This window comes from Streptosporangium nanhuense, assembly GCF_059358815.1.
On sequence record NZ_JCADBG010000011.1, the window covers coordinates 272,654 to 298,919 of the forward strand.

The following is a 26,266-nucleotide window of genomic DNA, read 5'->3' on the forward strand; positions in this document are numbered from 1 at the left end:
TCGCTTCAAGCGATCAACTTGATCGATAACAATCGCTTTTCCCGATGGCTCCCGCCTCCTAGCGTGGTCGGCATGACAGTGACCACCGTCGCGAACCACCGTCGCACCGGCGAAGGCTCGAAGCCCTCCCCCGCCCGTCGGGGCCGCCATGGCGACCGTCCACGTCGCCCGGGGCTCGGCCCGCCTCGCGATCCGGATCACGGCCGGGGAGGTGCGGCCCCTCGTGAGCGCCGGGGTCCGCTTCCTGACGGCCGGCCCGCCGGTGGCCGTGTGCCGGGGACGGCTGATCCTCGCCGGCGGCGTGACCGTGATGCCCGCCGTCGCCGGCGGCGTGCGCCGCGAGTTCAACCGATGAGTCCGGGTTCCACCGATCGAGGGAGAGTTCGATGAGCACGTTCGTGTTGATCCACGGCGGAGGAGACACCGGATGGTCCTGGCACCTGGTGGAGGCCGAGCTACGGGCGCGCGGGCACGACGTGCTGGCTCCCGACCTTCCCGGCGGCGACGAGTCGAAGACTCTGACCGACTACGCCGACGCCGTGGCCGAGGCCGTCGGCGACCGGCGGGACCTGGTCGTCGTGGGCCACTCGTTCGGCGCGTTCACCGCCTCGCTGGTCGCCGATCGGCTGCCCGCCGACGTGCTGGTCCTCCTGGCCGGCATGATCCCGTCACCGGGTGAGTCGCCGGACGAGTGGTGGGCCGCCACCGGCTACCGGAGCGCGGTGGAGGAGCAGGCCGGGCGCGACGGCGGTCTGACCGGCAACGCGGACCCGTTCGTGAGCTTCTACCACGACGTACCCCGGGAGCTGGCCGTGGAGGCGATGGGCAGGGAGCACGCCCATCCGTCCAGGGCCGCGACAGCCGCTCCGTGGCCGCTGGACGCGTGGCCGAACGTGCCGACGAGGTTCGTGCTCTGCGGCGAGGACCGCTTCTTCCCGCCCGGCTTCTTTCGCCGGCTGGTGCCCGAGCGCCTGGGCATCGTCCCCGACGAGATCGCGGGCGGCCACTGCGTCGCGCTCAGCCGCCCCAAGGAGGTGGCGGACATGTTGACGGGCTACGCGTCCGCCACCAGGAGCGAGCGGTGAGCCGTTCCCCGGCGGCCGGCCCGCCGGACCGGACGCGAGGCGAACTCCGCGAAGGGCCGGGCGCAGCCCCGGGACGTCCCCGCCCGCACGACCGGCCGGCGGATCCGGTGACGGTGACGGTGACGCCCGACCGGCGAGAGACCCGGATGCGGCCGGACTCCGAGCCGGCCGGCCTGTTCGACTACGACGCGGAGTTGCGCCCGCACAACGAACTCTTCCGTGCCGCCGCCCGCGTCGGCTCGCGCGACCACGTGCTCGACGTCGGCTGCGGTACGGGGCAGTCCACGCGCGAGGCCGCCCGCGCCGCCGTCAACGGAAGCGCGGTGGGTGTCGACCTCTCCGCACCGATGCTCGAACGGGCCCGCCGGCTCAGTGACGACCAGGGACCGCCCAACATCACCTACCTGCGGGCCGACGCCCAGGTCCACCGCTTCCCACCGGCGCGCTTCGACCTTTGTATCAGCAGGTTCGGAACGATGTTCTTCGCCGACCCGGTCGCGGCGTTCACCAACATCGGGCGCGCCCTGCGCCCCGGAGCACGCCTCGTGCTGCTGGTCTGGCGAGATCACGACCGCAACGAATGGGCCTCCGCGATCCGCCGGAGCCTCACCGCCGCGCCGGCCCCGCCCACCGGCGGTCCGGGCCCGTTCTCACTCGCCGACCCGGCCGCCACCCGGGAGATCCTGGCGGCGGCGGGCTTCACCCACGTCGGCTTCACCGACGTGCACGAACCCGTCTACTACGGCCCTGACACCGCCACCGCCTTCGACAACGTGCTCCGCCTGCTGAAGTACGAGGACCTGCTCGCCGGCCTCGACACCGCGACAGCCGAACGGGCGCGCACGCGGCTGCGCGCCACCCTCGCCGCCCACGACACCGGCAACGGCGTGTACTTCGACTCGCGTGCCTGGATCGTCACAGCCCGCCGCCCGGTCGATCCGCCGGAGCGGCCTTTCGCGTGACGATGAGGTAGGAGACCGCGGCCGTGAAGGCGAGCAGGGCGGTCCAGTCGTTGAGGCGCAGGCCCAGGATGTGGTGGGTGGGATCGATGCGGAGCCACTCGATCCAGGCGCGACCGGCGGCGTAGGCGGCGACGTAGAGCGCGAACGTCCGGCCGCGGTCGAGCCGGAACCGCCGTTCGGCCCAGATGACGAACCCGGCCACGCCCAGGTTCCACAGCGACTCGTAGAGGAAGGTCGGGTGGTAGGTGGCGACGGACTCCATACCGGGTTGCCGGTGGGCGGGGTCGATCTCCAGCGCCCAGGGCAGGGTCGTCGGCCTGCCGTACAGCTCCTGGTTGAACCAGTTGCCCCAGCGGGCGATCGCCTGCCCGAGCGCGATCCCGGGCGCGACGGCGTCGGCGAAGTCGCGCAGCGCGACACCGCTCCGGCGGCAGGCCAGCCACGCGCCCACCGCGCCGCCCGCCACGGCGCCCCAGATGCTGATCCCGCCCTCCCAGATCGCGAACGCGCGCAGCGGGTCGTCGCCGGGGCCGAAGTACTGCTGCCAGTCGGTGGCCAGGTGGTAGAGCCGGGCACCGACGATGCCGAACGGCACGGCCCAGGTGGCGATGTCCCCGACCACCCCGGGGTCGCCGCCGCGGGCGGCCCACCGGCGCCGGGTCACCCAGATGCCGACGAGGACGGCGAGCAGCATCAGCAGGGAGTAGGCGCGGATCGGGAGCGGGCCGAGGTGCCAGACGGCTTCGGTCGGGCTGGGGATGGCGGTCACGCCGTCAAGTCTGGTTCCGGTACGGCGGCGCCCGCATCGAGCGGAATGCTGATCACACGATCAGTCGACTGGTTGATGCAGAAAGGACGGGTGGTTGATTATCGTCGGCGGTGTGGAGTCCTGGGAACGTTCGCAGCGCCGGTGGCAGCACGCCTTCTTCGCCTCATGGCTGGTGCTGACCTCGGCCGGCCCCCTGAGGGAGGTCGGCCAGGTGCTCCCGGTCGTGCTGGTGGCCGGGCTGGCCGCCTGGTACGCGGTGTGGTTCGTGCTGCGCACGCCGCCCGCCGACGGCGTGCCCGCGCCCTACACGCTCGGCGGCGGGCTGCTCTGGCTGGGGCTGTTCGCCATCGACTCCTCCTTCCTGGTGGTCGTGCTGAGCGTGCTCGTGCCGTACTGCATGGACGCCGTGCGGGTCGGGCTGGTCGCGGTGGTCTCGTGTGCCGGGGGCTGGCTGTGGCATCGCTTCCACGCGACCGGGTCGATCACCTGGACCGAGATCGTCGTCGCCGCGCTGATCGCGATCAGCGCGGCCACCGCTGTCGGCTACTTCGGCTCGGTGTCGCGGCAGAGCGCCGAGCGCAAGCGGCTCCTGGACCGGCTGCAGGTCGCGCAGGAGGCGCGGGCGGCGGCCGAACGGCAGGCGGGGGTGGCGGCCGAGCGGCAGCGGCTGGCCCGCGACATCCACGACAGCCTGACCCAGGGGTTCGCCAGCGTGGCGATGTTGCTGGAGGCGGCCCAGGCGACCCTGCCGGACAACAAGCACCTGACCCAGGCGCTGCGGGCGGCACGGGAGAATCTGGCCGAGAGCCGCCGGGTGGTCAGAGCGCTGCGTCCCGGCCGGCTCGACGAGTGCGGCCTGCCCGAGGCCCTGCAGTGGCTGTCCGGCCGGCTTTCGGACGAGACCGGCATCCACGCGCACACCGTGATCACCGGCAGTCTCCGGCCGCTCGAGGCCCAGGCCCAGGCGGAGCTGCTGCGCGTGGCGCAGGAGGCGGTCGCCAACGTCCGCCGCCATGCCCACGCCGAGCGGGTCACGCTGACCCTGTCGTACATGGAGGACCTGGTCGTGCTCGATGTCCACGACGACGGTGACGGTTTCGACCCCGGGCGGACCGCCTCCGGGCACGGCCTTTCGATCATGCGGGAGAGGATGGAGCAGCTCGGCGGCACGCTGCTCGTGGAAAGCGCCCCGGGCGCGGGCGCCACGGTGGCGGCCAGCCTTCCGGTGGTGGCGCCGATCGGGGCACGATGACCGTCCGGGTCCTGATCGCCGACGACCACCCGGTGGTCCGCGACGGCATCCGGGCGATGCTGGGCACCCAGGACGACCTGGAGGTGGTCGGCGAGGCGGTCTCCGGCACGGACGCGGTGCGGCTCGCGCGCGACCTGCGGCCCGACGTCACCCTGATGGACCTGCAGCTGCCCGAGATCGACGGCGCGACGGCGATCAGCCGGATCCGCGACCACGACCCGGGCGCCAAGGTGATCGTCCTGACCACCTACGACACCGACGGCGACATCTCCCGCGCCATCGACGCCGGAGCCATCGGCTACCTGCTCAAGGACACCGGCCGTGAGCGGCTGTTCGACGCGATCCGGGCGGCGGCGCGAGGGGAGAGCGCCCTGTCGCCGGCGATCGCGACCCGGGTGCTGTCGTGGGCGCGGGCCGATGCCCCCGACGCCCTCAGCGGCCGGGAGATCGAGGTCCTCGGCGCGGTCGCCCAGGGGATGAGCAACAAGGCCATCGCCGCCCACCTGTGCATCAGCGAGGCCACGGTCAAGACCCACCTGCTGCACATCTTCGCCAAGCTCGGCGTGGACGACCGCACCGCCGCGGTGACGGTCGCCGCCTCCCGCGGCATCATCCGGCTGGGCGGCTAGCCGCTTCGGCCGAGCGGCCCGTTTTCGTTCGTCACCCCACCCGGCTGCGCCGTCTTTCGAAGCCGCCTCCCCGAAGAACGCACAGGCCGGACCATGGGCTCCGCCGGACTCGGCCGCGAACTCGGCGACGCCGGCGGACCCCCGCTCGCGGCCGTGGTGGCCACCGTCTCCACGGGTGCCGGTTCGAGGCCGCCGGGGGGCCGGGCGATCGGGTGACTAGGCGATGGCCGGTGGCGGACCCATGTCCGTGTGGTGGGCGAAGCCGTGGTCCGTGCCGAAACCGGTGCCCGGCTGATCGGGGCCGCTGCCGAGGGCAAGGTCGGTTTCCGGCAGGTCGCCGGAGTTCTGCCCGCCGAAGTCCGTGCCCGGCAGGTGGCCGTGGGGCGTGCCGTCGCTGCCGTAGTGGCCGGTGCCGCCGAAGTCCGTACCGGGCAGCGTTCCCGTCGAAGGCCCCTTCGACGGGAACGCGTCGTCGCCCGCCCCGGGCCGGAGGCCTTCATGGTGCTCGGTCGAGACCGTCGGCTTGTGCGCGGGGGTGGTGTGGGAGTCAGCGGACCCCGGAGCCCCGTGTGACTCCAGGACGGGGGGTGCCGACGATTGTGAGTTGTCGACTCCGATCTGCGACTGGATCTGGTCCAACGCGCTCTGCGTGATCCCTGACTGGTGCGCCGCGTCCGCGGGTGCGCCGCCGTCCAGCCCGGGTTGCGCGTGGTGCGACCTGGCCTGCCAGTTCTCGCGAGCACCCGCGTCGAAGGGGATCGGCTGCCCGGCGATGCCGCCGGCGGCCGGCGTGTGTGGTGCGGATGCCTCGGATGCGGATGCCGTGGGTGCGGACGTGGCGTGATCCGCGGACGTACTGTGCTGTGCGGACGTGGCGTGATGCGCGGACATGGTGTGATGCGCGGACGTGGTGTGCTGTGCGGGTTCCTGCGAGAGGCCGGCTTCGTGGTGCGGCGCCTTGGGCTGCGGCGCCAGGTCCTTGTGGGGGTCGTGGGAGGTCAAGTGTTCCGTCATGGTGAAGGGCGGGGAGTAGTGTTCGGCCGCCTGGTGGTCGGCCAGGGTCTGCGACGCGGCGTACGGCGCGTGCTCCTGCCCCATCGGCGTCTTGTCGGAATGCTCGGCCGGCTGGTGTTCGGTCGCCGTGCTCTTGTCGAAGTCCGAGGCCATCGTCGCCACTCCGTTCAGGTCTGAGGTGGGAGGCCGGATGTCAGGTCCACGGCCCTCGGATCGGCAGGCGTTCGGAGGGGATGCGGGATTCGAGATAGCGGCCGATCCTCTTGACCAGCGCCGGAGTTCCGACGCCGGACATCTCGATCCGGGTGACGGACGAGGCCCCGTTGTCGTTGTAGCGGATCCCCAGCGACGCGGTGTGCGTGAAATAGCTGCTGAGGGTGCGCAGATAGCTGGGTGACTCAACAATCTGGTAATACCAGATGAATTGCACGGTTCGCCGGATTAGTCCTCTTTTTATCTCAACACCGTATTCATAGACGTCCGACCCGTTGATCCAGGAATTCAGGAGAGCGCCCGGAATTCCGATGATCACGACGATCAGGACGAAGGTCGTGCCGCAGACGGAGAGCAGCGTGTCCGGGGACGGCAGGGCCAGCGCGTCCCCGACGTTGCCGAAGATCCGTACCGGTGAGCGGAGGTATCCGGTGAGGACGCCGCCCACGACGACGAGCAGCACCGCCACCCCCGCGACCCGAGGCGCCCCGAACAGGATGCCGGCGGCGACGAAGAGCGGCACACCGGGCAGGTCTCCGAACAGCGCGGCCACCAGCAGGACCGCGCCCGCCGTGGCCATGAGCGCCTTGCCGAACATGGCGGGGGCGAGGTGCCTGGCCTGGAGCCGGAGCACGTCCTTCAGCTCGCCGCGGTCGGCGGCGTGGCGGCCGTCCACCCGGGCGCGCAGCGACGGCGGAACCTCCTCGCCCGAGGGGAAGGTGTGACCCAGGTCCGGGGAGCCCGAAGGTGGCTGCTCGCACTGACGCAGTCTCGCGCGCGCGTCCGAGAACTCGGCGAGCTCCAGGACGCGCCGGTAGGCGTCCGCGGCTCCGGCCCGGTCGCCCGCCGCCTGCAGGATGCGGCCCAGGCGGTAGGCCGCCTCGTGATGCTCGGGCACGGCGGCCAGCACGTGGCGCAGGTGGGGGACGGCGTCGGCGGCGCGTCCCAGATCGGTCAGGCACACGACGAGCGCGTAACGCGCGGCGGTGTGGTCCGGGTCGCGGCGGAGAATGCCTTCCAGGAGCGTCAGCGCCTCCTGCGGCAACCCCTTTCGCCGTAATTCGCTCGCCTGCTCGTAAACTGTCCGGACATCTGGATCGGCCTTTTCCGATGCTTTCGGCAAAGGGTCCGTGTCCGCGGTATCCACTTCTCGCACGCCTTATTTTCGACCTGCGTGACCCGCTTTGCCAAGCGATGATTCCAAACGGTGACCGGCCGAATTCACCAGGTGAATTATCATCATATTTCGGGATAATTAGGCGCACTTGCGCCGGGCTGAGACGGTCGGCCATCGGCAGGGAATCCCCACGCCGACGCAGGCTGCTGGGAGGGCGACGGCGAGGCCGGGCCTTCTCGGAGGGCTCGTCGTCCTCGACGGCCGTTCCAGCCCGGCCGGCGATCGGCGTGACCGGTTCCGCGATGAGGCCGGGCTCCCTGGGCCTCGGGCTTCCTCAGGGAAGCGGCCTTTCGGGGGCAGTCGATAGGATGATCCAGTGATATTAACGAAATTCGGGCATGCCTGTGTGCGCGTGCAGGACGGCGACCGAAGGCTGGTGATCGATCCGGGCACCTTCTCCGAGGCGGAGACCGCGCTGTCCGGCGCCACGGCCGTGCTCGTCTCGCACGAGCACGCCGACCACATCGACGTCAAGGCGCTCAAGGCGGCCCGGGCGGCCAACCCCGCGCTGACCGTCCACACCCATGAGGCGCTGGCCGCCGAGCTCGGCGATGGAGCGGTCGCGGTCGCCGCGGGTGAGACCTTCACCGCCGCCGGCTTCACCGTGAAGGCCGTCGGCGGCGAGCACGCCGAGATCATCGACGGCCGGCCCGGCTGCCCGAACCTCGGCTTCCTCGTGGAGGGCGTCTACCACCCCGGAGACTCCTTCTTCGTGCCCTCCGAAGAGGTCGACACCCTGCTGGTCCCGGCGTCCGGGCCGTGGGTGAAGATCGGTGAGGCCATCACCTTCGTCCGGGGCGTCCGGCCCGCACGGGCGTTCCCGATCCACGACATCCACCTCAGCACGATCGGCCTGGAGTACTTCGACGCGTGGCTCGAGGAGGAGACCGACTACGCCCGGATCCCGGCGGGCACATCCGTCGATCTCTAGGCCGCCCGTTCCGGGTGGCCGGCCCGCGCGGGGCGCGGTGACCGGGCGTTCGGCGGCGACGTGAGACGCGGCGCGAATCCGTCCCGGTTCGCCGGTCTCGCGACCGGACGCCGTCCCCGTCCCCGCCGCCGCCGCCGACGGCCGTCAGGGGGCGGCGTTGAGCAGGTCGAGCGCGCTGTGCTGGCAGCTGTGATTGGTGGGGACGAACGGGCCGGCCCAGTGGCTGCCGTAGCTGTCGAGGCTGTCGCGGTTGCTCGCGTGGGCGGTGTCGGCGTTGCGCCGCAGGTAGGTGTCGTACGCGCCGCCGGTGGCCTTGTTCAGGGCGCCGAGGCCGCGGATCGCCGCGCCCTTGAACGACGCTCCGTCACCGCCGCAGACGTTGCTCTCGTTGGGTTCGCGCAGGATGCCGCCGGGGCTGAGGTAGCCGCTGGTGGTGAGCGCGTCGCCGATGCGGCGGGCCGTGGCGAGCGCGTTCGCGTCGCCGGTGAGCCTGTTGAGCTCGACCAGCGCGTTGATCAGCACACCCTGGTTGTAGGTCCAGGTGGTGTCTCCGTTGTTGCGGCAGGTGCTCAGGTCGATGCCGTCGTTGACCAGGTTCGAGCCGTTGAGCATGCCGGTGCCCTGGAACCAGTTCCAGGCGGCCTGTGCCCTGCCGCGGTAGACGGTGTCGCCCGGGATGCGCTGGGACAGCTCGGCGTTCAGCTGGATGTAGAGGCTGTTCTCGATGGCGTTCTTCTGGGCCCGGTCGGTCTTCCACCACACGCCGCCGCCGCAGCGGTTGTCCCAGTAGCCGTACATGAAGTCGGCGTCGGCGCGGGCGGTGTTGAGGTAGCGGCTGTCGCCGGTCACGTCGTAGGCGGCCACCCAGGCCAGGCCCCACCAGCCGGTGTCGTCGAGATACTCGTTGCGGAACTGGCCCTGGTGAGTGTTCAGGTTCTTGTCGTAGGTGTTGGCGATCGCGTAACGGTAGCTGCCCATGCCGCTGCGCTGGATGTTCTCGACGAGCGCGGTGAGCGCGTTGGCGCCGGTCCACCACCCGTTGCCGTCGAAGAGGCCGGTGGCACGGTCGTAGCGCATCATCAGCGCGGTGGCCGCCGCGGTGCGCCGGTCCCCGGCGTTCCAGGTGCTGCGCGTCCACGCCGTGCAGGTGATCTCGGGCCGGTTGCCGGCCTTGCCGCAGGCGCGCAGGGCGCCGACGCCTTGATCGGCCCAGTCGTCGACGTTGAACATGGCGGTACGCGTGCCGGAGGCTCCGGCCGGGATCGTCGTGGCGCCGAGGCGGCTGTCGACCCAGGTGCGGCCGCCGTCGAACGAGCGGTCCAGCCACACCTCGTCCGTGCCGGTGCCGTCGTCGACGGTGGCCCAGGCCATCGAGTCGGTGTCGTTGACGTGCACGGTGAACCGCCGCCCGTACAGGGTGGCGGAGACCGGCTGCCGGTCGGAGGGCGACAGCGCCGGATCGCGTCCGTCGCAGTGGCGGTTGCAGATCGTCGCGGCGGCTCGCGCACCGGTGGTGCCGGTCGCGGCGCGGGCCTGGCCCGCGACGGCCGGCGCCGCCGTCGTCACGACGGTCAAGGCGGCCAGGACGGCGAGCACGCGCAGGGATCTCATCGCATTCCTCGATTCACCGTGGCGGAGGGCACCGTCGTTTTCATCGTCGGGGCTCCAGGATCAGACAGACGTGCTGTCGCCGGACCGAAAAGTCACCGAATGACGTAAGTAAAGAGGGATTACCGGCGTTTGTCACCGTTGTCTCCACGATTGTCAGAAATGACGGTCGTCGCCTGCGGCGGGGTGCCGGGGTCGCCGAGAGCCTCCCCGGCAGTGGTGGCCCGAACCCGGCGGGGCGCTGGTCGATCCTCCGTCCGGACGCTGCCTCGACGTGCCGGGCGCCAACCCGGCCGACGGGATCCAGCCGCGGATCTACGACCGCAACGCCTCGGCCGCCCAGGTGTGGCGCCTGCCGTGACATGACGGCCCGGCCCGCCGTGCCGGCGGGCCGGGCCGTTCGGGCCGTTCGGGCCGTTCGGGCCAGGCTCCTCGCCCGCGCGGACCCGGGTGCGGACACCTCGGATCGTTGCGGCCGCCGGTGTCACGATCGGCGATCGCGGGCCTGTCGAACCCGAGGTTCGGGTGAGGTCGGCCTCCAGGTGAGATTCGCCGGAAAATCTCGTGAAGGGATGTCGAGAACCCGCGCGTGGCTCCGTCCCAGGGGCGAACACGGCCACAATGGGCGTGTATCTGACCAAGGAGAAACACGATGGCCAAGTATCTGCTGCTCAAGCACTACCGGGGCGCGCCGGCACCGGTCAACGACGTGCCGATGGAGCAGTGGGAGCCGGAGGAGGTCTCGGCCCACGTGCGGTACATGCGTGACTTCGCCACCCGGCTCGAGGCCACCGGCGAGTTCGTCGAGGGTCAGGCGCTCTCCCCGGAGGGGACGTTCGTCCGCTACGACGGCGAGGGGCGGCCGCCGGTCACCGACGGCCCGTTCGCCGAGACCAAGGACCTGATCGCCGGCTGGATGGTGATCGACGTCGAGACCTACGAGCGCGCGCTGGAGCTGGCCGGCGAGCTGTCGGCGGCCCCGGGCGCGGGCGGCAGGCCGATCCACGAGTGGCTCGAGGTGCGCCCTTTCTACGGTGAGCCGCCCACGGTGACCGAGTGAACGAATCGCTGCTGCGGGAGCTGGTGCCCGCGGTGATCGGTGTCCTCGTCCGCCGCGGAGCCGGCTTCGCGGCGGCCGAGGACGCCGTGCAGGACGCCCTGTTCGAGGCCGTGCGCGCGTGGCCGGACGACCCGCCGCACGACCCCAGGGGCTGGCTGGTCACCGTGGCCTGGCGCAAGTTCCTCGACGCCGCCCGCGCCGAGACCTCCCGGCGGCACCGTGAGGCACGCGTCGAGACCGAGCCCGTGCCCGGCCCGGTCGAGGCGGCCGACGACACGCTGCGGCTGTACTTCCTGTGCGCGCACCCCTCCCTGACACCGGCCTCGGCCGTCGCGCTCACGCTGCGCGCGGTCGGCGGCCTGAGCACGCGTCAGATCGCGCGGGCCTACCTCGTGCCGGAGGCGACCATGGCCCAGCGGATCAGCAGGGCCAAGCGGACCGTCTCGGACGTGCGGTTCGACCAGCCGGGTGACGTCGCCACCGTGCTGCGCGTGCTCTACCTGGTCTTCAACGAGGGCTACTCCGGCGACGTCGACCTCGCCGCCGAGGCGATCCGGCTCACCCGCCAGCTGGCGGCCACGATCGACCACGAGGAGGTCGCCGGCCTGCTCGCGCTCATGCTGCTGCACCACGCCCGGCGCCCGGCGCGGACCGGCCCCGACGGCAGGCTCGTACCCCTCGCCGAGCAGGACCGCGGCCTGTGGGACACCCGCCTGATCGCCGAGGGCGTCGAGGTGCTCCAGGCGGCCCTCGCCCGCGACCGGCTGGGCGAGTTCCAGGCCCAGGCCGCCGTCGCCGCGCTGCACGCCGACGCCCGGACGGCCGCCGAGACCGACTGGGTGCAGATCGTCGAGTGGTACGACGAGCTGGTGCGCCTCACCGGCAGCCCGGTGGCCCGCCTCAACCGGGCCGTCGCGGTCGGCGAGGCCGACGGCCCGCGGGCCGGCCTGGCCGCCCTGGCCGGACTCGACCCCGCCCTGCCCCGCCACACCGCCGCCTCGGCGTACCTGCACGAGCGCGACGGTGACCCGGTGACCGCGGCACGGCTCTACGCCGAAGCCGCACGATCGGCGCCCAACCTGCCCGAACGCGAGCACCTCACGCGGCAGGCCGCGCGGCTCAACGCGCGACTGCGTGGCTGAGCGGTTGAGCGGCGCCTCATCCACCCGCCGTCACCGGACTCGCCGTACGGACGTGTCCGGGCCGGCGGCGGCAGGGGGCCCAGAGGTCCTCAGAGGTCCTCAGAGGTCGAGGACGAGGTCCTCGCGGGGTCGCGAGCAGCAGATCAGCGCGTTGCCGTCGGCGGGGGCCTCCACCGGCTCCGGCGAGTAGCCGATCGCGCCGGACAGCAGGCCGCTCTCGCAGGTGTGGCAGACCCCGGTACGGCACGACCAGCGGGCCGGCACGTCGCACGCCTCCGCGAGTTCGAGCAGGCTGTCGTAGGCGGAACTCCAGGGGACGGTGAGGCCGCTGCGCGCGAACGTGACAGCGGGCCCGGCTCCCGGCGCGCCGGTGGGCGGGTGCGGGGGCCGGGCGGCCACCGGGGCCACTCCCGGCGTCATCGCCGCCTGCGCGCCGAAGACCTCCGTGTGGACGTTCGCGGGGGCGAGTCCGTAGGCGAGGAGGGCCGGCGGCAGGTCGCGCATGAAGGCGGAAGGGCCGCAAAGGTAGGCGTCGGCGGAGTGCGGGACGCCGAGGCGGCCGAGCAGGTCGGCCGACAGCCGTCCCGCCGTGTCGTAGTCGGCTCCCCGGCGGTCGCCGGGCGCGGGGCGGCTGTAGCAGACGTGCTCGTGCGCGTCGGGAAGCAGGGCGCAAAGGGCGCCGCTCTCGGCGGCGAACGGGTGTTCCGTGCCGTCGCGCGTGCCGTACAGCCACCACACCTCGCGGGCCGGGCGGGCGGCGGCCAGGGCGTGCAGCATGGCCAGGAGGGGGGTCGCGCCGATGCCCGCCGACAGCAGCAGGACCGGCGCGTCGCCTTCTCGCAGGGTGAACGTGCCGCGCGGCGCCGCCGCCTCGAGAGGGTCGCCGACACGCAGGTGGGTGTGGAGGTAGGTGCTGGCGACGCCCCTGGGCTCCTGCTTGACGCTGATCCGGTAGTGGCCGGCGTCCGGAGGGCCGGACAGGGAGTAGCTGCGGATGACCGGCGGGCCGCCGCGCTCGGGGCGCAGCCGTACCGTGAGGAACTGGCCCGGCAGGGCGGCGGGCAGCGGCTTTTCCTCGCCGGCCTCCAGGGTCAGCGAGAACACGCTGCGGCTCTCGGCGTCGATCCGGGTGATCCGCAGCGGCCGGAACCCCGGCCACGCGGGCGGCGGCCCGGTCGCGGCGGGTGTCAGCCCGGGGTTGCCCGCCGGTCCCTTCGCGTCCTCGCCGTCGGGCCGGTCGAGCAGGGCGCGCAGGGACGCCCGCCAGCCTTCGCTGAGCGCGGGGACGCGCAGCGCCCGCTCCAGCCGGTCGCGGGGGTGGCCCGGCAGGTAGAGCAGGGCGTCGATCTCCGCGACCGACATCTCCTCCGGCCCTGAGGAGACCTTGACGATCTCCTCGCCCGCCTCCACCCGCCCTTCGGTGATCACCCGGAGGTAGAACCCGGGACGCCGGTGGGCCACCAGCAGGGCCGCCATCCGCGGCTCGTTCATCCGCAGGCCCACCCGGTAGCAGGTGACCCGGGGCTGGGTGACCTCGAAGACCGCCTCCCCGACGCGGTAGCGGTCGCCGACGCACACCTCGTCGTCGGGCAGCCCGTCGACCGTGAAGTTCTCCCCGAACTGCCCGTAGACGAAGTCGTCACGGCCGAGCTCGCGCTGCCAGTGCCGGTAGGAGTCGATCTGGTAGACCAGCACCGCGCGATGCTCGCCGCCGTGCCCCCGGAGGTCTCCCTGGCCGTCCCCGTCGACGTTCAGGCGGCGTACCGTACGCGGCCCGCTCACGGACCGCTTCCACACCCCGGTGTGCACCGTCCTGCCGTGCCACGGGACGTCCTCGGGCAGGCCGACGTTGATCGACAGAAGCCTCGCCACGTGTCTTCCCCCTCGCAAAGAGGCACCCGGCTCCCCTGCAGGATACCTTGTTCTCGCAGGTCAGCCGGGATCGCGTGGCGCGGCAGGCCTCACACCACGGTATCTGCGGCATCGGCGGCACCCGTGGCCTCGGCGAGCTCGGCGGTGGCGTGCAGGGCGGTCAGGATGGTCAGTATCCGCTCGGCGTCGGTGAGCAGGCTTCCGGTCACCGCCCAGCCGTGCGGCTGGTCCAGCCGTCCGGTGCGGACCTCCTCGGTCATCTGTTCCTGGATCGCGCCGGCCCGCTCCAGCGCGGCGGAGATCACCGCGTTCAGCCTCGCGGGCTCGTCGTCGGTGCGCATCTGGGCCTGGAGCGCCTGGGCGAGCAGGTCCAGCAGCGCGGCGTAGTCGCGGGCGAACTCGTCGCTGATCCACGGCGAGCCGTCGCCGTGCCGGCTCTGGCGCTGGGCGGCGTAGGCCAGCGCCCGCACCAGGGCGTGGATGTGCACGCCGATCTCGCTCATCGCCTCCAGCAGCTCTTCGTGATCGTTGTTCGTCTCGGGGACGCGGTTGCGGCGCAGGTTGTAGCGGCGGCTTTCCGCGCCGTCGGCGATGGCCGCGCTCGCCCGGGCCAGGTGGGCGTCCAGCCGGGCGGCGTGGCGCTGCCAGCCGGGCAGGTCAGACAGATCACAGCGCTCGCGCAGCCCGCCGGCCACCGCCTCCAGCAGCGCGGCGGCCTCCTTGCTCAGCCGGCGCACCGCCTCATAGGGGCGGCGCTGGTACAGCGGCGGGAACACCATCGCGTTGACCACTCCTCCCGACAGCGCGCCGATGCCGGTGGCCACCACGTAGGCCAGCAGGTAGCGTTCCTGGGAGCCCGCGCCGAACGACAGCATCAACACCGCGGTGGTCGCCACGTCCGTGCCGTGCCGGCCCATCCGCCGCCAGCGCGCGGCCACCAGCGCCGGTGGCACGACCAGCAGCAGGCTGAACGCGTTGAGACCGATCAGGTGGCCGACGCTGCCGGCCAGGATGACACCGGCGGCCACCGCGCACACCCGCCGCACCCCGTTGGTCAGTGTCTGGTACACCGTCGCGTGCACCATGATCACGGCGGTGGCCGGGGCGATCCACACCGTCTCGTGCGGCAGCAGCCGATCGGCCAGGAACCAGGCCAGCGCCGCGGCCAGGGTCGCCTTGGCGATCTGGCGCACCTCGAAGCGCTGCTCGGAATCTCGCGTGCCCAACCCGGCCATCTGCTCGCGTATGTATCGCACCTCCCTCCGGATCGCGGCATACAGCCAGTCCACGCTCTGATCAGCCATCGTTCGACCCTCAACCAACGATCATGGCTTGGCGGACGGTGAGCGGCACGCCGTCTCACCGTCCGCCGCGCCGGCGGGCGTTTTGACCTTGTCCGCCACGGTGCCTGCCCAGGCCGTGGCCTCGGAATCGTCGCCCAGGGTGTTCGGTTTCGCGTTTCGAAGGTGGTCGCGCCGGCTCACCCGCCGCAGCCCGGGCCGCGTGCCGGGGCACGCGGCCCGGGGTGCGCCGTCTCCTCACGCGGGGGCCGCGCCGGATCTGTCCGCCCCGTCCAGCAGGGCGTTGATCATCTCCTGGAGCTCGGCGCGCCCGGTGGTGCCGAGCGCGCCGGTCAGCGCCCGGGCGAGCTTGTCGAGGGGGTCCTCCACCGGCAGCTCCCCCGCCTTCCCGGCCAGTTCCTCCACGCTCCACAACCCGTCCTTGTGGACGTGGCCGCCGAGGGACCAGCCGTGGTTGACCGCGACCGTGCCGCCCCGTACCGACAGCACCTGGCCGGTGAGCGGGCAGGCCGGGCCGGCCAGGTAGGCGGCGACGGGCGCGACGGCGGCCGGGTGCAGGGGGTCGAACCGGGCCGCCGGCGGTTCCTGGCTCATGCCGGGAACGGCGAGGGTGAGCCTGGTGCGGGCCATCGACGGCGAGACGCAGTTGACCCGCACGCCGTAGCGGCCCAGTTCCAGGGCGGCCACGACGGTCAGCGCCGCCACCCCGGCGTTGCCCGCCGCGTAGGAGGCCTGCGTGGGCAGCGGGTTGAGCAGCCCGGAGCCCGAGGAGGTGTTGACGACGGCGCGGTCGGCGCGCACCCCCGCCCGGAACCGGTCGCGCCAGTGGCGCGCCGCCCAGCGCGTCACCGCGAACGTGCCCTTGAGCTTGACGGCCAGGACCTCGTCGAAGTCCTCCTGCGACAGGTCGGCCAGGCCCGCGTTCCGTTCGATGGTGGCGTTGTTGACCACGACGTGCAGGTCGCCGAAGGAGCGCAGGGCCGTCTCCACCATGCGGCGGGCGCCGTCCCAGTCGGCGACGCTGTCGGTGCTGGCCACGGCCCGCCCGCCGCGCGCGGTGATCTCCTCGACGACCTCCGCCGCCACCCCGGGGTCGCCGCCCGTGCCGTCGACGGCGACGCCGGGGTCGTTGACGACGACCCAGGCGCCCTCGGCGGCGAAGAACAACGCCTCCTCCCGCCCGATGCCGCGTCCCGCTCCGGTGATGAGGACGACCCGTCCGTCCAGGCTTCCCATGACGACCACCCTTCTTTGGCTGCAGTCACTGTACTGATTCAGTGTATGCATGAGTGCACACACTGAAGTAAGATGGTTCGCATGGTCGAGAAAACGGGGCTGCGGGAACGCAAGAAGCAGCGCACCCGGCAGGCACTGATCGAAGCGGCGGTGCGCCTGTTCGAGGACAGGGGCTACGAGAAGGTCACCGTGGCCGAGATCGCCGACGCCGCGGAGGTCTCCCCCCGCACCTTCTTCCTGCACTTCCAGACCAAGGAGGACGTGCTCCTGGCCAACACCGACGTGCGCGTCGATCTGGCACTGGAGGCGATCGCCGGGCGCCACCCCGGGGAGCGACTGCCCGAGGTGCTGGTACGGGCCACGGACCAGATGATCTTCAACGCCTGGGACGGCGACCTGTCCAGCGGCCTGGCCGCCCTGCGGGCGCGGCTGGCGGCCTCGGAACCGGCGCTGCAGGCCCGGCTGCTGCAGCGCTACCTCACCGCGCAGGCCGACCTGGCCCAGGCGCTGCAACGGGCGTTCCCCGACAGGCTCGACGCCACCACCGCCTCCGCCCTGGTCGGTGCGATGGTGGGCGCGGTCGGCGCGTCCGCGCTGAGCGCGCTGCGGCGCGGCGAGGGGCCCGACGAGGTACGCGACGCCATGCGGCAGGCCATGGCCCTGGTGGCGCGCTCCGTCACCTGACCGCCGGTCGCGACCGGCGAGGCCCCGGCGGCGCCCCGGTCATCCGGCCGGCGGGCCGAGCGCGTGGCCGATGCGCGCGTGCAGCACCCGGAAGCGCTCGACGAGCTCGGCCGGTTCGTGGACGGTGAAGTCGAAGCCGAGCAGGGTCACGTGCAGGGCGAGCCCGTCGAGGGAGTCCGAGCCGACCCACAGGGTGCAACTGCGCTCGTCGACCGCTTCGATCACCCCCGTGTCGGCCGACACCCGTTCGGCCACCCGCGCCGCCGGGGCGTACATGGTGAACCGCGCCCGGTGGCGATACCGATCGACGCCCACGGCCCAGGAGGCGTAATTGCCGATGTCGCCGGCGGGCGGCTCGCGAGGGCCGAACCGGGGGCCGGCCGGGGTACGGGGCCGCAGCCGGTCGACCCGGAAGGTCCGCCAGTCCGCCCGGTCGAGGTCGTAGGCCACCAGGTACCAGCGGCGCCCGGCGTGGACGAGCTTGTGCGGCTCGACCGCACGGGTGCTCTCGGTGCCGTCATGGCTGCGGTAGTCCATGCGCAGCCCCCGGTGGTCGCGGCAGGCCGTGGCGATCGTGGTCAGCACCTCGGCCGAGACGACCGCGCCCGGCCGGTGCTGGGCCACGATCGCCGCGTCCAGCGTCGAGACCCGGTACCGCAGCCGGGGAGGCAGGACCTGCTCCAGTTTCGCCAGGACCCGCACCGACGTCTCCTCGATCCCGGCCACCGTGCCGTTGGCCGCGGTGCGCAACCCCACCGCGACCGCGACGGCCTCCTCGTCGTCGAGCAGCAGCGGCGGCATGGCGGCCCCGGCGCCCAGCCGGTATCCGCCGACGTTCCCGATCGTGGCGTGCACCGGGTAGCCGAGCTCGCGCAGCCGATCGACGTCACGGCGCACGGTGCGCACCGTCACCCCCAGCCGCTCGGCCAGCTGTGGCCCGGTCCAGTCCCGGTGCTGCTGCAACAACGACAACAACCGGAGCAACCGGGCGGACGTCTCAAGCATGATCCCATTGTGCGTCGCAAAGAGGACAGTAACTGACCTCCTTGGCTGACATGCTTGTCTCAGTGATCGCCACCGACCGGAGCACACGCCGGACGGCCCGGTACCGGGATCCTTCGCCCGGAACACCGGTCACGGGCTCGCGGCCGAGCCCCGCGACACGAACACCCCCGGCGACACCCCGGCCAGGACACCAAGCGCGCACGCGGCCAGGCGCCTCGTGCCGACAGATGAGGAGTCGTGTGTTGAACAGCGAGATCAAGCCGTTCCAGGTCCACATCCCGCAGTCGGAGCTGGACGACCTGGAGCGGCGGCTGTCCGCCGTTCGCTGGCCCCGCCAGATCCCGGACGCCGGCTGGAGCCGCGGCGTGCCGCTGGAGCACCTGAAGGAGCTGACCGAGTACTGGAGCACGACATACGACTGGCGCGCGACGGAGAAGCGGCTCAACCGCCACCCGCAGTTCACCACCCACATCGACGGGGTCGACCTGCACTTCCTGCACATCCGCTCACGCCACCCGCAGGCGTTCCCGCTCATCGTCTCGCACGGCTGGCCCGGGTCGATCGCGGAGTTCCTGGAGGTGATCGAGCCTCTGACCGACCCCGACGACCCGGCCGACGCCTTCCACCTCGTGATCCCCTCGCACCCGAACTTCGGATTCACCGGACCGGCCCCGGCGGGCTGGGACTCGCACCGCATCGCCACCGCCTACGCCGAGCTGATGGCCAGGCTCGGCTATGACAGGTACGGGGCGCAAGGCGGCGACTTCGGCGCGTTCATCGCGCCCGAGATCGGGCGGGTGGCCCCCGAACGCGTCGCCGGCGTGCACGTCAACGCGGCCACCGTCGGGTTCATCCCGTTCGGCGACGTGCCCGCGGACACGGCGCTCACCGACGCCGAGCAGGCCAGGCTCGACCGGATGAGCCGGTTCCTGTCCGACGGCAACGGCTACTTCCAGATCCAGGCCACCCGCCCGCACACGCTCGGCTTCGGCCTGGCCGACTCCCCGGTCGGCCAGCTCGCCTGGATCGGCGAGAAGTTCCACGACTGGGCCCACCCCGCGGGCTCGATCGGAGCCGAGCACGTCATCACCCACGCGATGATCTACTGGCTGACCAACACCGGCACGTCCTCGGCCCAGATGTACTACGAGTCCATGCACACCGGCAACTGGCCCACCCCCTCCCAGGTGCCGACCGGCGTGGCCAACTTCGCCGAGGACATCGCGATCCGTCCCTTCGCCGAACCGCTCAACAACATCACCCGCTGGACCGAGTACGACCGCGGCGGGCACTTCGCCGCGCTCGAGGTCCCCGACCTGTTCGTGAACGAGGTGCGCGCCTTCTTCCGTACCGTCCGCTGAACACCCGTACCGTCCGCTGAACACCCCGGGCCGTTCGCCGAACGCCCGGTCACCACGCCCCTCACACCGCCGGCCGTCCCCGGCGCGAGGGGCGTGGTGGCTTTCCCGCACCGGCGGGAAAGCGGCCCGCCCGCGGAAGGCGACGACCCTCAGGACGACGCTCCGTAGCGGGTGGCGATCGCGGCGGCGCGGTCGCGCAGGGCGTCGCGCAACCACTGCGGGGACAGGGCCTCGGCGTTCGTGGTGAGCTGCCACAGCGCCCATTCGGCGTGTCTCGGATCCTGGAAGGTCACCTCCAGCCGCAGCCAGCCGTCCGGGTCGGCCTCCTCGGCCTCCTCTGCTTCCTCGGCTTTTTCTGCGCGGACGGCCAGCGCGGTGCCCACCAGGTCCTCCCGCCGCGCAGGGTCCACCCGCACCAGCACGGTGACCTGGTCGCCGCCGGCCCGGAACCGCGTGCCGCGCTCCTGCCAGGCCCGGTCCAGATCTACCCGGTCCGGTCGCTGCGCGGGCTCGGCGAGCTCCTCGGCGGCCAGGATCCGCGACAGCCGGTAGGTGCGGTCCGCGCCCGACCTCGTGGCCAGCAGGTAGCCCCGGTCGCGTACGGTGACCAGGCCGATCGGGTCCACCGTGCGCCACATCGGGGCCTGGTCCGCGGCCGCGTAGTGGATGCGCAGCCTGTGACCGGCGAACACCGCGCGCAGGACCTCGGCCACCACGGCGTCGGGCACCTCCTCGTCGACCAGCCGGCGCGAGAGGAGGTCGGTCTCCGGATCGATGAGCAACCGCTCGGCCGCGCCGGCCGCGGTGCCCCGGTAACTCTCGGGCAGCGCGTCGACCACCTTGAGCATCGCCGAGGCGAGCGCCGAGCCGAGGCCGAACGCCTGCGCGCCGCGCCGCGATCCGGCGACCAGCAGGGCGAGGGCCTCGTCGTGGTTCAGTCCGGTGAGCTCGGTACGGAAACCGGGCAACAACGCGAAACCGCCGTGCCGGCCGCGCTCGGCGTAGACCGGGACACCGGCCGCGGACAGCGCCTCGATGTCGCGCAGCACGGTGCGGGTGGACACCTCCAGCTCGCGGGCCAGCGCCGCCGCCGACAGCCGGCCGTACTGCCGCAGCAGCAGCACCAGCGAGACCAGACGGTCGGCACGCACCCGAAAACCCTACCGAAATACACGACACAAGATGTCGTGATTTGCCGGGAGGCTGATCACCATCACGAGAAAGGCGACGGCCACCGAGCCGATCGACGTACGTGATGCCGGCGAACCGAATGGAGCTGATGTGGCAATGGAGCGAACCGCGATCAACCCGTGGGCGTGGTCGGTGGAGATGGGATACAACCAGGGTGAACTCGTCTCCGGGCACACCCGGACCCTGTACTGCGCCGGGCAGACCGCGATGGGCGGCGACGGCAGGCCCCGGCACGCCGGAGACATGGCGGCACAGCTGGCACTGAGCCTCGACAACCTGGAGGCGGTGCTCGGCCAGGCCCATATGTCCCTCGCGAACCTCGTCCGGCTCAATGTCTACACCACCGACGTCGACCGGCTCTTCGAGCACTACGGCGTGCTGGCGGCACGACTGGGCGCCACCGGGACGGCACCGTCCACCACGATGCTCGGGGTGACACGGCTGGCGATCCCCGACCTGATGGTCGAACTCGAAGGAACCGCCGTCGCGTGACGCGACCCCGCCCCCGACCGGCACAGGCGGGAGAAAGGTAGGTGACCTCCGGCGCTCGGGGTGGTGACGATCGGCGTCCGCGGCTTCGGCGGCGGGTCCTTCCCGCGACGACGGCACGCGGACGTACGCCTGCCGCTCGACGGACGTACGCCTGTCGCTCGACGTACGCCGGCGCCGCGGTGTCCGCGGGCCGCCTGCGGCCGGGCGAACCCACTCCGGCCGCGGGCGGCCCGCGCCCAGGCCGGGATCGCCCGCGAACACCACCCCGGGCTCGCCCCGGCCACCGGACCACGCCTGCTCCGGGACGGGCTCCGCACCCGCCCGGGGCCTTCGACGACTCACCCCCGGTTGAGCCGAAGATGCGCTGTTCATCCTGATGAATCCGCCGGGCATAGGATCGGCGACATGGCATTGCGGCTTGTTCAGATTGCGATGAACGCTCAGGACGACTCGGCGCTCGGCCGGTTCTGGGCGGAGGCACTCGGCTGGACCATCTCCAGCGAGGAACCCGGCGTGACCAACCTCGAACCGGAGGGCCTCACCTATCCCGACCCCGTCGCCGTCTTCGTCGACATCATCGCCGTCCCGGAACCCAAGACGGTGAAGAACCGGGTGCACCTCGACCTCGCCACCACCTCCGCGGCCCACCAGGCGGAGTTGGTCGCGCGCCTGAAGGCCCTCGGTGCGACGCCCGCCGACGTGGGCCAGGGCGACGTGCCGTGGACGGTCCTGGCCGATCCGGAGGGCAACGAGTTCTGCGTGCTGGAGCCTCGGGAGGTCTACCGCGACACCGGGCCGATCGCCGCGGTGGTGGCCGACTGCGCCGATCCGCGGGCCATGGCCCGGTTCTGGGGCCAGGCGATCGACTGGACCCCGCACGAGGTCACCGACGACCACGCGGTGCTGCGCTCGGCCAAGGACGTCGGCCCGTACCTGGAGTTCCTGCGCACGCCCGGCACCAAGACCGTGAAGAACCGCGTCCATCTCGACCTCCGGCCCTACCCCGGTGACGACCAGGCCGCGGAGGTGGCCCGGCTGCGCGCCCTGGGCGCCACCGACCTCGACCTCGGCCAGGGCGACGTGCCCTGGACGTGCCTGGCCGACCCCGAGGGCAACGAGTTCTGCGTCCTCACCCCGCGCTGACGCGGAACCTCGCCGACCCCTGCCCCGGCCCGTGGTCGAGCCCCCGCGCGACCACGGGCAGCCAGGTCGCGCCGATCCCCCACGCTCCGGCCGAACCTGCCGACGCCGGCCCGCGCGAGCGCCACGACGACACCCGGGCCGGCGACGGGGACCACCGCCGCCGGAAAACCGTTTGAGCCCTCCCTCTGCGTTCCCCTAGATTGCCTGCGGCCCCATCGCAGTGAGGACAGAGGAAAAAACCGCGTGACCCCGCCTGCTTTCTAGACCTGACACCTTCTTCCGCTCACCTCCAAGCCGACCTTCCCGTCGGCTCCGCCGGGCTGCCCGTACACGCCCGGTCGTACGGCGTTTGAGGCCGCGCGCAATCGGCCTCGTGTCAGGTCTAGAGAGATCATGTCTTCACAACCTCATATCGTGCTGCCCTGGGTCGTTCGCCGGACCAGGCTGCCCCTGCTGTCGCTGCGATGCGTGGACTGCCCGTCGGAGTCGGCCACCACCGGCGAGGGCAGGTTCCGCGTCAACGCCAACGGCAAGCTGCTGGACATCTGGCTGCTGATCCGCTGCGTGTCCTGCGACCGGACGAGCAAGCTCACCGTGCACGAGCGAGCGCCGGTCAGGTCCTTCGATCCGGCCGAGCTCGACCGCTATCACGCCAACGATCCGCGGCTGGTGGCGTCCCTGCTGCTGGATCCGCTGCTCGCCCGGCGCAACCGCTTCACCCTGGACTGGAAGGGAGCCTGGCGCCTGGACACCACACCGGTACGGCTCGACGAGGCGTGGCCGGTCAAGGTGGAGGTCCTCTTCGAGGACCCGGTCCCGCTCCGCCTGGACCGGCTCATCGCGCAAGGACTCGGCCTCAGCAGGAACGAGGTGTCGCGCCGGGTCAAGTGCGACACCCCGCTGCACCGCACGACGAGTGCCGGATTCACCTTCACCGTGATGGCCGGGGACTAGCGGGGACACGACCAGGATCGAGCCGCACGCGGGCCTGCCCTCGTGTCCCGGCACGTCATGATCCGGCCGCGATCGCGCCCGCGTCCTGCCTGGGCAGGACGCGGGCGCCCCCCGTTCCCGCCGCCCTCACGGAACCACTCCGGCTCAACCCTGGTGACACCAGCCGCGAAATGTGAAGATTGCAATCGTTTGTCCCCTGATCGATAGGTGAAAACATGACAGACGACCGCACCCGCAGAGCCCTGATAGTCCGGGGCGGCTGGGAAGGCCACGCCCCGGTGGCCGCCACCGAACTCTTCGTCCCCTTCCTCCAGGAACACGGATTCGAAGTACACCGGGCAGACTCCCCCGCACCGTACGCCGACCCCGCCTTCATGTCCGGCGTCGACCTCATCGTGCAGTGCTACACCATGGGCACGATCGAGCCGGACGAACTACGCGGACTCGAGACCGCGATCCGCGCCGGCACCGGAATGGCCGGCTGGCACGGCGGCATCGCCGACGCCTTCCGCGCCTCCTCCGACTATCTGCACCTCATCGGCGGGCAGTTCGCCTGCCACCCCGGGAAGAACCCCGCCGAACGGGACGGCTCGCAGGCCGACAACTACATCCCCCACACCGTCACCATGCTGCCCGAGGCCAAGAACCACCCGATCACCACGGGCATCGCCGACTTCGACCTCGTCACCGAACAGTACTGGGTACTGGCCGACGACTACATCGACGTACTGGCCACCACGACCCAGAAGATCCGCCCATGGGACCCCTGGCACAGGGAGGTCACCTCACCGGCGATCTGGACCCGCGAGTGGGGCAACGGAAAGATCTTCGTCACCACCCCCGGACACGACCTCGACATCCTGCGCGACCGCAACGTGCGCACCATCATCGAAAGGGGAATGCTGTGGGCCGGCCGATGAACGTCGGCGTCGTCGGATGCGGATTCATCTTCGGCCAGTACCTCCGCAACATCGAACGACTGCCGCAACTACGACTCGTCGCCGTGGCCGACCTGGACCCCGAACGAGCCAGGAAAGCGGTGAGCGAGCACCCGGACGTCGACGTACTGGACGTGGCGGAACTCATGACCGACCCGCGCGTCGACGTCGTACTGAACCTCACCGTCCCCGCCGCGCACGCCGAGATCACCCTGCGGGCCATCGCGGCCGGCAAGAACGTCCACTCGGAAAAACCCCTCGCCACGACCACCGCCGACGCCGCGCGAGTGCTGCGCGCGGCCACCGACGCCGGAGTACGGGTCACCTGCGCACCCGACACCGTGCTCGGCACCGGCACACAGACCGCACGCAAGGCGATCGACGACGGCCTGATCGGCAGGCCCGTCGCGGCGACCGCGACCATGATGACCCCGGGCCACGAGCGCTGGCACCCCAACCCCGACTTCTACTACGCCCCCGGCGGCGGCCCGCTCATGGACATGGGCCCCTACTACATCACCAGCCTGGTCACGCTGCTCGGACCGGTGACGACGGTCGTCGGCGCCGCCAGCCGCACCCGGGCCGAACGAACCATCGCCACCGGCCCCCGCCGCGACGAGGAGATCCCCGTCGCCGTCGACACCCACGTCACCGGCGTGCTGATCCACGCCTCGGGGACGCTTTCCACACTGGTGATGAGCTTCGAGGGAGCGGCCACCAACGCGCCCCCCATCGAGGTGCACGGAGAACAGGGCTCGCTCTCCATCTCCGACCCCAACCACTTCGACGGCCCCGTACTCCTGGCGAGAACGGGCGAGGAGAACTGGCGGACCCTTCCCCCCACGGCCGGCTACGTCGAGGCCGGGCGCGGTGTGGGCCTCGCCGACCTCGCCACCACCCCGGCCGGCCAGGAGCCCCGCGCGAGCGGAACGCTGGCCTACCACGTGCTCGACATCATGGAGTCGCTGCTGTCCTCGGCACACTCCGGAACCGCGGTGACCGTCACCAGCACCTGCGAGCGACCCCGGCCCGTGGCCTCCACCCGGCTCAGCGCCGATCGACACGAAGCGTGACGTCGCCGGCCCGCTTGTGGCCGGCAGGTCTTCGGTCCGTTCCCCCGCCCCCGCGTGCGGCAGCAGGCCTTCGCGCGGGGCGCGGGAGCCCGCGGGAGGCGCTTCGCCGCTCACCGCCGGACCTGCGCGGGCCGCCTCGTGACCAACGGCCTGCGGCGACGGCCGCCGCGCCGGGGCTCGCGCCACCGGGATGACGAGAGCCGGCGGGGCGTTGACTTTGTCGCAAGGCTTGACGCACTATATTGCTACAAAGCTTGCGACAAAGGAGACGCCATGACCCGCGAACCGCTGCCGGACGCCGACCCGCCGGTGCGGGAGGCCGATCTGCGACTGGCGGGCGAGTGGCTGGCCCAGCACGACCTCGCCGACGCCCGCCCGACCCCCCTGCTGGCCAGCCGGCTGGCGGTCCGCAGACGCGCCCGCCTCGCCGCTCACATCATCCTGGCCGTGCTGATCATCGCGAGCGCGCTCGTCGCCACCTCCGCCTTCGGCAAACCCCCGCAGCATCGCCCGCTGCCGCTGCTGCTCCTGGCCGCTCTGGTGGCCGGGCTGCTGCTGGCACAGTCGCTGCTCGACCGGTGGGTGCGGCGCGTCGACCGGCAGGCGGGCGCGACATTGTCGCGCCGGGCCGCCCATCTCGTCCAGCCCGGCTGGCAGGCCCTGCTCGGCCGGCCGTACGCCGTCTTCGCGACCGCCACGTTCGCCGGCGCGATGGTGCTGGCCGGCAGCGCCCTGACCCTGCCCGACCCCACCGTGCGGCAGCTGGCCGTCGTCCTGCTGATCGGGCTGCTCGGCGTGACGGCCATCATGGCCATGCAGCTGCGCCACCTGCTGCGGCGTCCGGTCGTGGCGCAGGACGAGGAGTCGCTCACCGCCGACGTCATCATGCGCGTCGAGGACGCCCGCGAGCTCACCATGCCCAGCGTGCAGTGGTCGCTGCCCATGGTGCTGCTGTTCGGCACCGCACCCGGCTGGTGGAGCGCCGCCGCGGTCGTCTACCTGATCCTGGGTCTGATCGCCACCATCGCGCTCAACGCCAGGATGCCGTCGAGCACGACGGTGGCCCGGCGGGCCATGATTATCTGATGATCGTCATTGACGCGGCCTCGCCGGTGCCGCCGTTCGAGCAGCTGCGGGCCCAGCTCGCCCGGCAGATCCAGGAGCGCACGCTGGC

The 26,266-nt window shown here is 72.0% G+C and carries 25 protein-coding genes; 16 read left to right on the plus strand and 9 right to left on the minus strand.

Features of this window, described 5'->3' with window-relative positions; translation table 11 throughout:
* Positions 1-148: 148 nt before the first annotated feature.
* The 3 genes from AC5L38_RS22625 to AC5L38_RS22635 all read left to right on the plus strand — a co-directional run bounded on the left by AC5L38_RS22625 (position 149) and on the right by AC5L38_RS22635 (position 2,047).
* Positions 149-355 (plus strand): hypothetical protein, encoded by a 207-nt coding sequence (locus AC5L38_RS22625; RefSeq protein ID WP_495244820.1) that lies wholly within the window; start codon positions 149-151, stop codon positions 353-355.
* A gap of 31 nt (positions 356-386) precedes the next feature.
* Positions 387-1,085 carry an alpha/beta hydrolase gene (locus AC5L38_RS22630; RefSeq protein ID WP_495244821.1) on the plus strand — a complete coding sequence of 233 codons (699 nt, stop codon included), beginning with the start codon at positions 387-389 and terminating at the stop codon, positions 1,083-1,085.
* Positions 1,086-1,198: 113 nt separating this feature from the next.
* Positions 1,199-2,047, plus strand: coding sequence for a class I SAM-dependent methyltransferase (locus tag AC5L38_RS22635; protein WP_495244822.1), 849 nt, complete (start codon positions 1,199-1,201; stop codon positions 2,045-2,047).
* Here AC5L38_RS22635 and lgt read toward each other — a convergent pair.
* Positions 2,001-2,816: a prolipoprotein diacylglyceryl transferase gene (gene lgt, locus AC5L38_RS22640; protein ID WP_495244823.1), complete on the minus strand. Its 816-nt coding sequence runs from the start codon at positions 2,814-2,816 to the stop codon at positions 2,001-2,003. The two genes, AC5L38_RS22635 and lgt, sit on opposite strands and share 47 nt — an antisense overlap.
* 112 nt (positions 2,817-2,928) lie before the next feature.
* On the opposite strand from lgt, the gene AC5L38_RS22645 reads away from it, so the two are divergent.
* Complete coding sequence (locus tag AC5L38_RS22645; RefSeq protein WP_495244824.1) at positions 2,929-4,068, plus strand: sensor histidine kinase; 1,140 nt, start codon at positions 2,929-2,931, stop codon at positions 4,066-4,068.
* Positions 4,065-4,697 (plus strand): response regulator, encoded by a 633-nt coding sequence (locus AC5L38_RS22650; RefSeq protein WP_495244825.1) that lies wholly within the window; start codon positions 4,065-4,067, stop codon positions 4,695-4,697. Before AC5L38_RS22645 ends, AC5L38_RS22650 begins: the two co-directional genes overlap by 4 nt.
* Positions 4,698-4,913: 216 nt before the next feature.
* Here AC5L38_RS22650 and AC5L38_RS22655 read toward each other — a convergent pair whose 3' ends face one another.
* Both AC5L38_RS22655 and AC5L38_RS22660 read right to left on the minus strand, forming a co-directional pair.
* On the minus strand, positions 4,914-5,864 hold the full coding sequence (locus tag AC5L38_RS22655) for a hypothetical protein (RefSeq protein ID WP_495244826.1): 951 nt from the start codon (positions 5,862-5,864) through the stop codon (positions 4,914-4,916).
* A gap of 40 nt (positions 5,865-5,904) precedes the next feature.
* Positions 5,905-7,080, minus strand: a complete 1,176-nt coding sequence (locus AC5L38_RS22660; RefSeq protein WP_495244827.1) for a tetratricopeptide repeat protein — start codon at positions 7,078-7,080, stop codon at positions 5,905-5,907.
* A 337-nt stretch (positions 7,081-7,417) separates the two neighbouring features.
* Here AC5L38_RS22660 and AC5L38_RS22665 point away from each other — a divergent pair, with 337 nt between their 5' ends.
* Positions 7,418-8,032, plus strand: coding sequence for an MBL fold metallo-hydrolase (locus AC5L38_RS22665; protein ID WP_495244828.1), 615 nt, complete (start codon positions 7,418-7,420; stop codon positions 8,030-8,032).
* A gap of 144 nt (positions 8,033-8,176) precedes the next feature.
* Here the strand turns inward: AC5L38_RS22665 and AC5L38_RS22670 are convergent, their stop codons facing one another.
* On the minus strand, positions 8,177-9,643 hold the full coding sequence (locus AC5L38_RS22670) for a glycoside hydrolase family 76 protein (RefSeq protein WP_495244829.1): 1,467 nt from the start codon (positions 9,641-9,643) through the stop codon (positions 8,177-8,179).
* A gap of 649 nt (positions 9,644-10,292) precedes the next feature.
* On the opposite strand from AC5L38_RS22670, the gene AC5L38_RS22675 reads away from it, so the two are divergent.
* Complete coding sequence (locus tag AC5L38_RS22675; RefSeq protein WP_495244830.1) at positions 10,293-10,700, plus strand: YciI family protein; 408 nt, start codon at positions 10,293-10,295, stop codon at positions 10,698-10,700.
* Entirely contained in the window at positions 10,697-11,842 is a 1,146-nt protein-coding gene (locus tag AC5L38_RS22680; RefSeq protein ID WP_495244831.1) for an RNA polymerase sigma factor, read from the plus strand. Before AC5L38_RS22675 ends, AC5L38_RS22680 begins: the two co-directional genes overlap by 4 nt.
* Positions 11,843-11,941: 99 nt before the next feature.
* Here AC5L38_RS22680 and AC5L38_RS22685 read toward each other — a convergent pair whose 3' ends face one another.
* The 3 genes from AC5L38_RS22685 to AC5L38_RS22695 all read right to left on the minus strand — a co-directional run bounded on the left by AC5L38_RS22685 (position 11,942) and on the right by AC5L38_RS22695 (position 16,251).
* Positions 11,942-13,714 (minus strand): MOSC domain-containing protein, encoded by a 1,773-nt coding sequence (locus tag AC5L38_RS22685; protein ID WP_495244832.1) that lies wholly within the window; start codon positions 13,712-13,714, stop codon positions 11,942-11,944.
* An 89-nt stretch (positions 13,715-13,803) separates the two neighbouring features.
* Positions 13,804-15,018 carry an FUSC family protein gene (locus AC5L38_RS22690; RefSeq protein WP_495244833.1) on the minus strand — a complete coding sequence of 405 codons (1,215 nt, stop codon included), beginning with the start codon at positions 15,016-15,018 and terminating at the stop codon, positions 13,804-13,806.
* 234 nt (positions 15,019-15,252) lie between these two features.
* A complete protein-coding gene (locus tag AC5L38_RS22695) occupies positions 15,253-16,251 on the minus strand; it encodes an SDR family NAD(P)-dependent oxidoreductase (protein ID WP_495244834.1) in 999 nt (332 codons plus the stop codon).
* Between the two features lie 81 nt (positions 16,252-16,332).
* Between AC5L38_RS22695 and AC5L38_RS22700 the strand changes: the two genes are divergently transcribed.
* Positions 16,333-16,935 carry a TetR/AcrR family transcriptional regulator gene (locus AC5L38_RS22700; protein WP_495244835.1) on the plus strand — a complete coding sequence of 201 codons (603 nt, stop codon included), beginning with the start codon at positions 16,333-16,335 and terminating at the stop codon, positions 16,933-16,935.
* Between the two features lie 39 nt (positions 16,936-16,974).
* Here the strand turns inward: AC5L38_RS22700 and AC5L38_RS22705 are convergent, their stop codons facing one another.
* Complete coding sequence (locus tag AC5L38_RS22705) at positions 16,975-17,940, minus strand: helix-turn-helix transcriptional regulator (protein WP_495244836.1); 966 nt, start codon at positions 17,938-17,940, stop codon at positions 16,975-16,977.
* A 242-nt stretch (positions 17,941-18,182) separates the two neighbouring features.
* Here AC5L38_RS22705 and AC5L38_RS22710 point away from each other — a divergent pair, with 242 nt between their 5' ends.
* Positions 18,183-19,301, plus strand: coding sequence for an epoxide hydrolase family protein (locus AC5L38_RS22710; RefSeq protein WP_495244837.1), 1,119 nt, complete (start codon positions 18,183-18,185; stop codon positions 19,299-19,301).
* A gap of 149 nt (positions 19,302-19,450) precedes the next feature.
* On the opposite strand, the gene AC5L38_RS22715 is transcribed toward AC5L38_RS22710, so the two are convergent.
* Positions 19,451-20,452 (minus strand): helix-turn-helix transcriptional regulator, encoded by a 1,002-nt coding sequence (locus AC5L38_RS22715; RefSeq protein WP_495244838.1) that lies wholly within the window; start codon positions 20,450-20,452, stop codon positions 19,451-19,453.
* A gap of 136 nt (positions 20,453-20,588) precedes the next feature.
* Here AC5L38_RS22715 and AC5L38_RS22720 point away from each other — a divergent pair, with 136 nt between their 5' ends.
* The 6 genes from AC5L38_RS22720 (at position 20,589) to AC5L38_RS22745 (ending at position 26,178) form a co-directional block, all read left to right on the plus strand.
* A complete protein-coding gene (locus AC5L38_RS22720; protein ID WP_495244851.1) occupies positions 20,589-20,984 on the plus strand; it encodes a RidA family protein in 396 nt (131 codons plus the stop codon).
* A gap of 432 nt (positions 20,985-21,416) precedes the next feature.
* Positions 21,417-22,127, plus strand: coding sequence for a VOC family protein (locus tag AC5L38_RS22725; RefSeq protein WP_495244839.1), 711 nt, complete (start codon positions 21,417-21,419; stop codon positions 22,125-22,127).
* 414 nt (positions 22,128-22,541) lie between these two features.
* On the plus strand, positions 22,542-23,081 hold the full coding sequence (locus AC5L38_RS22730; protein ID WP_495244840.1) for a DUF1062 domain-containing protein: 540 nt from the start codon (positions 22,542-22,544) through the stop codon (positions 23,079-23,081).
* Between the two features lie 215 nt (positions 23,082-23,296).
* Complete coding sequence (locus AC5L38_RS22735; RefSeq protein WP_495244841.1) at positions 23,297-24,001, plus strand: ThuA domain-containing protein; 705 nt, start codon at positions 23,297-23,299, stop codon at positions 23,999-24,001.
* Positions 23,986-25,092: a Gfo/Idh/MocA family protein gene (locus AC5L38_RS22740; RefSeq protein ID WP_495244842.1), complete on the plus strand. Its 1,107-nt coding sequence runs from the start codon at positions 23,986-23,988 to the stop codon at positions 25,090-25,092. Before AC5L38_RS22735 ends, AC5L38_RS22740 begins: the two co-directional genes overlap by 16 nt.
* A gap of 273 nt (positions 25,093-25,365) precedes the next feature.
* Positions 25,366-26,178, plus strand: coding sequence for a hypothetical protein (locus tag AC5L38_RS22745; RefSeq protein ID WP_495244843.1), 813 nt, complete (start codon positions 25,366-25,368; stop codon positions 26,176-26,178).
* Positions 26,179-26,266 lie beyond the last annotated feature (88 nt).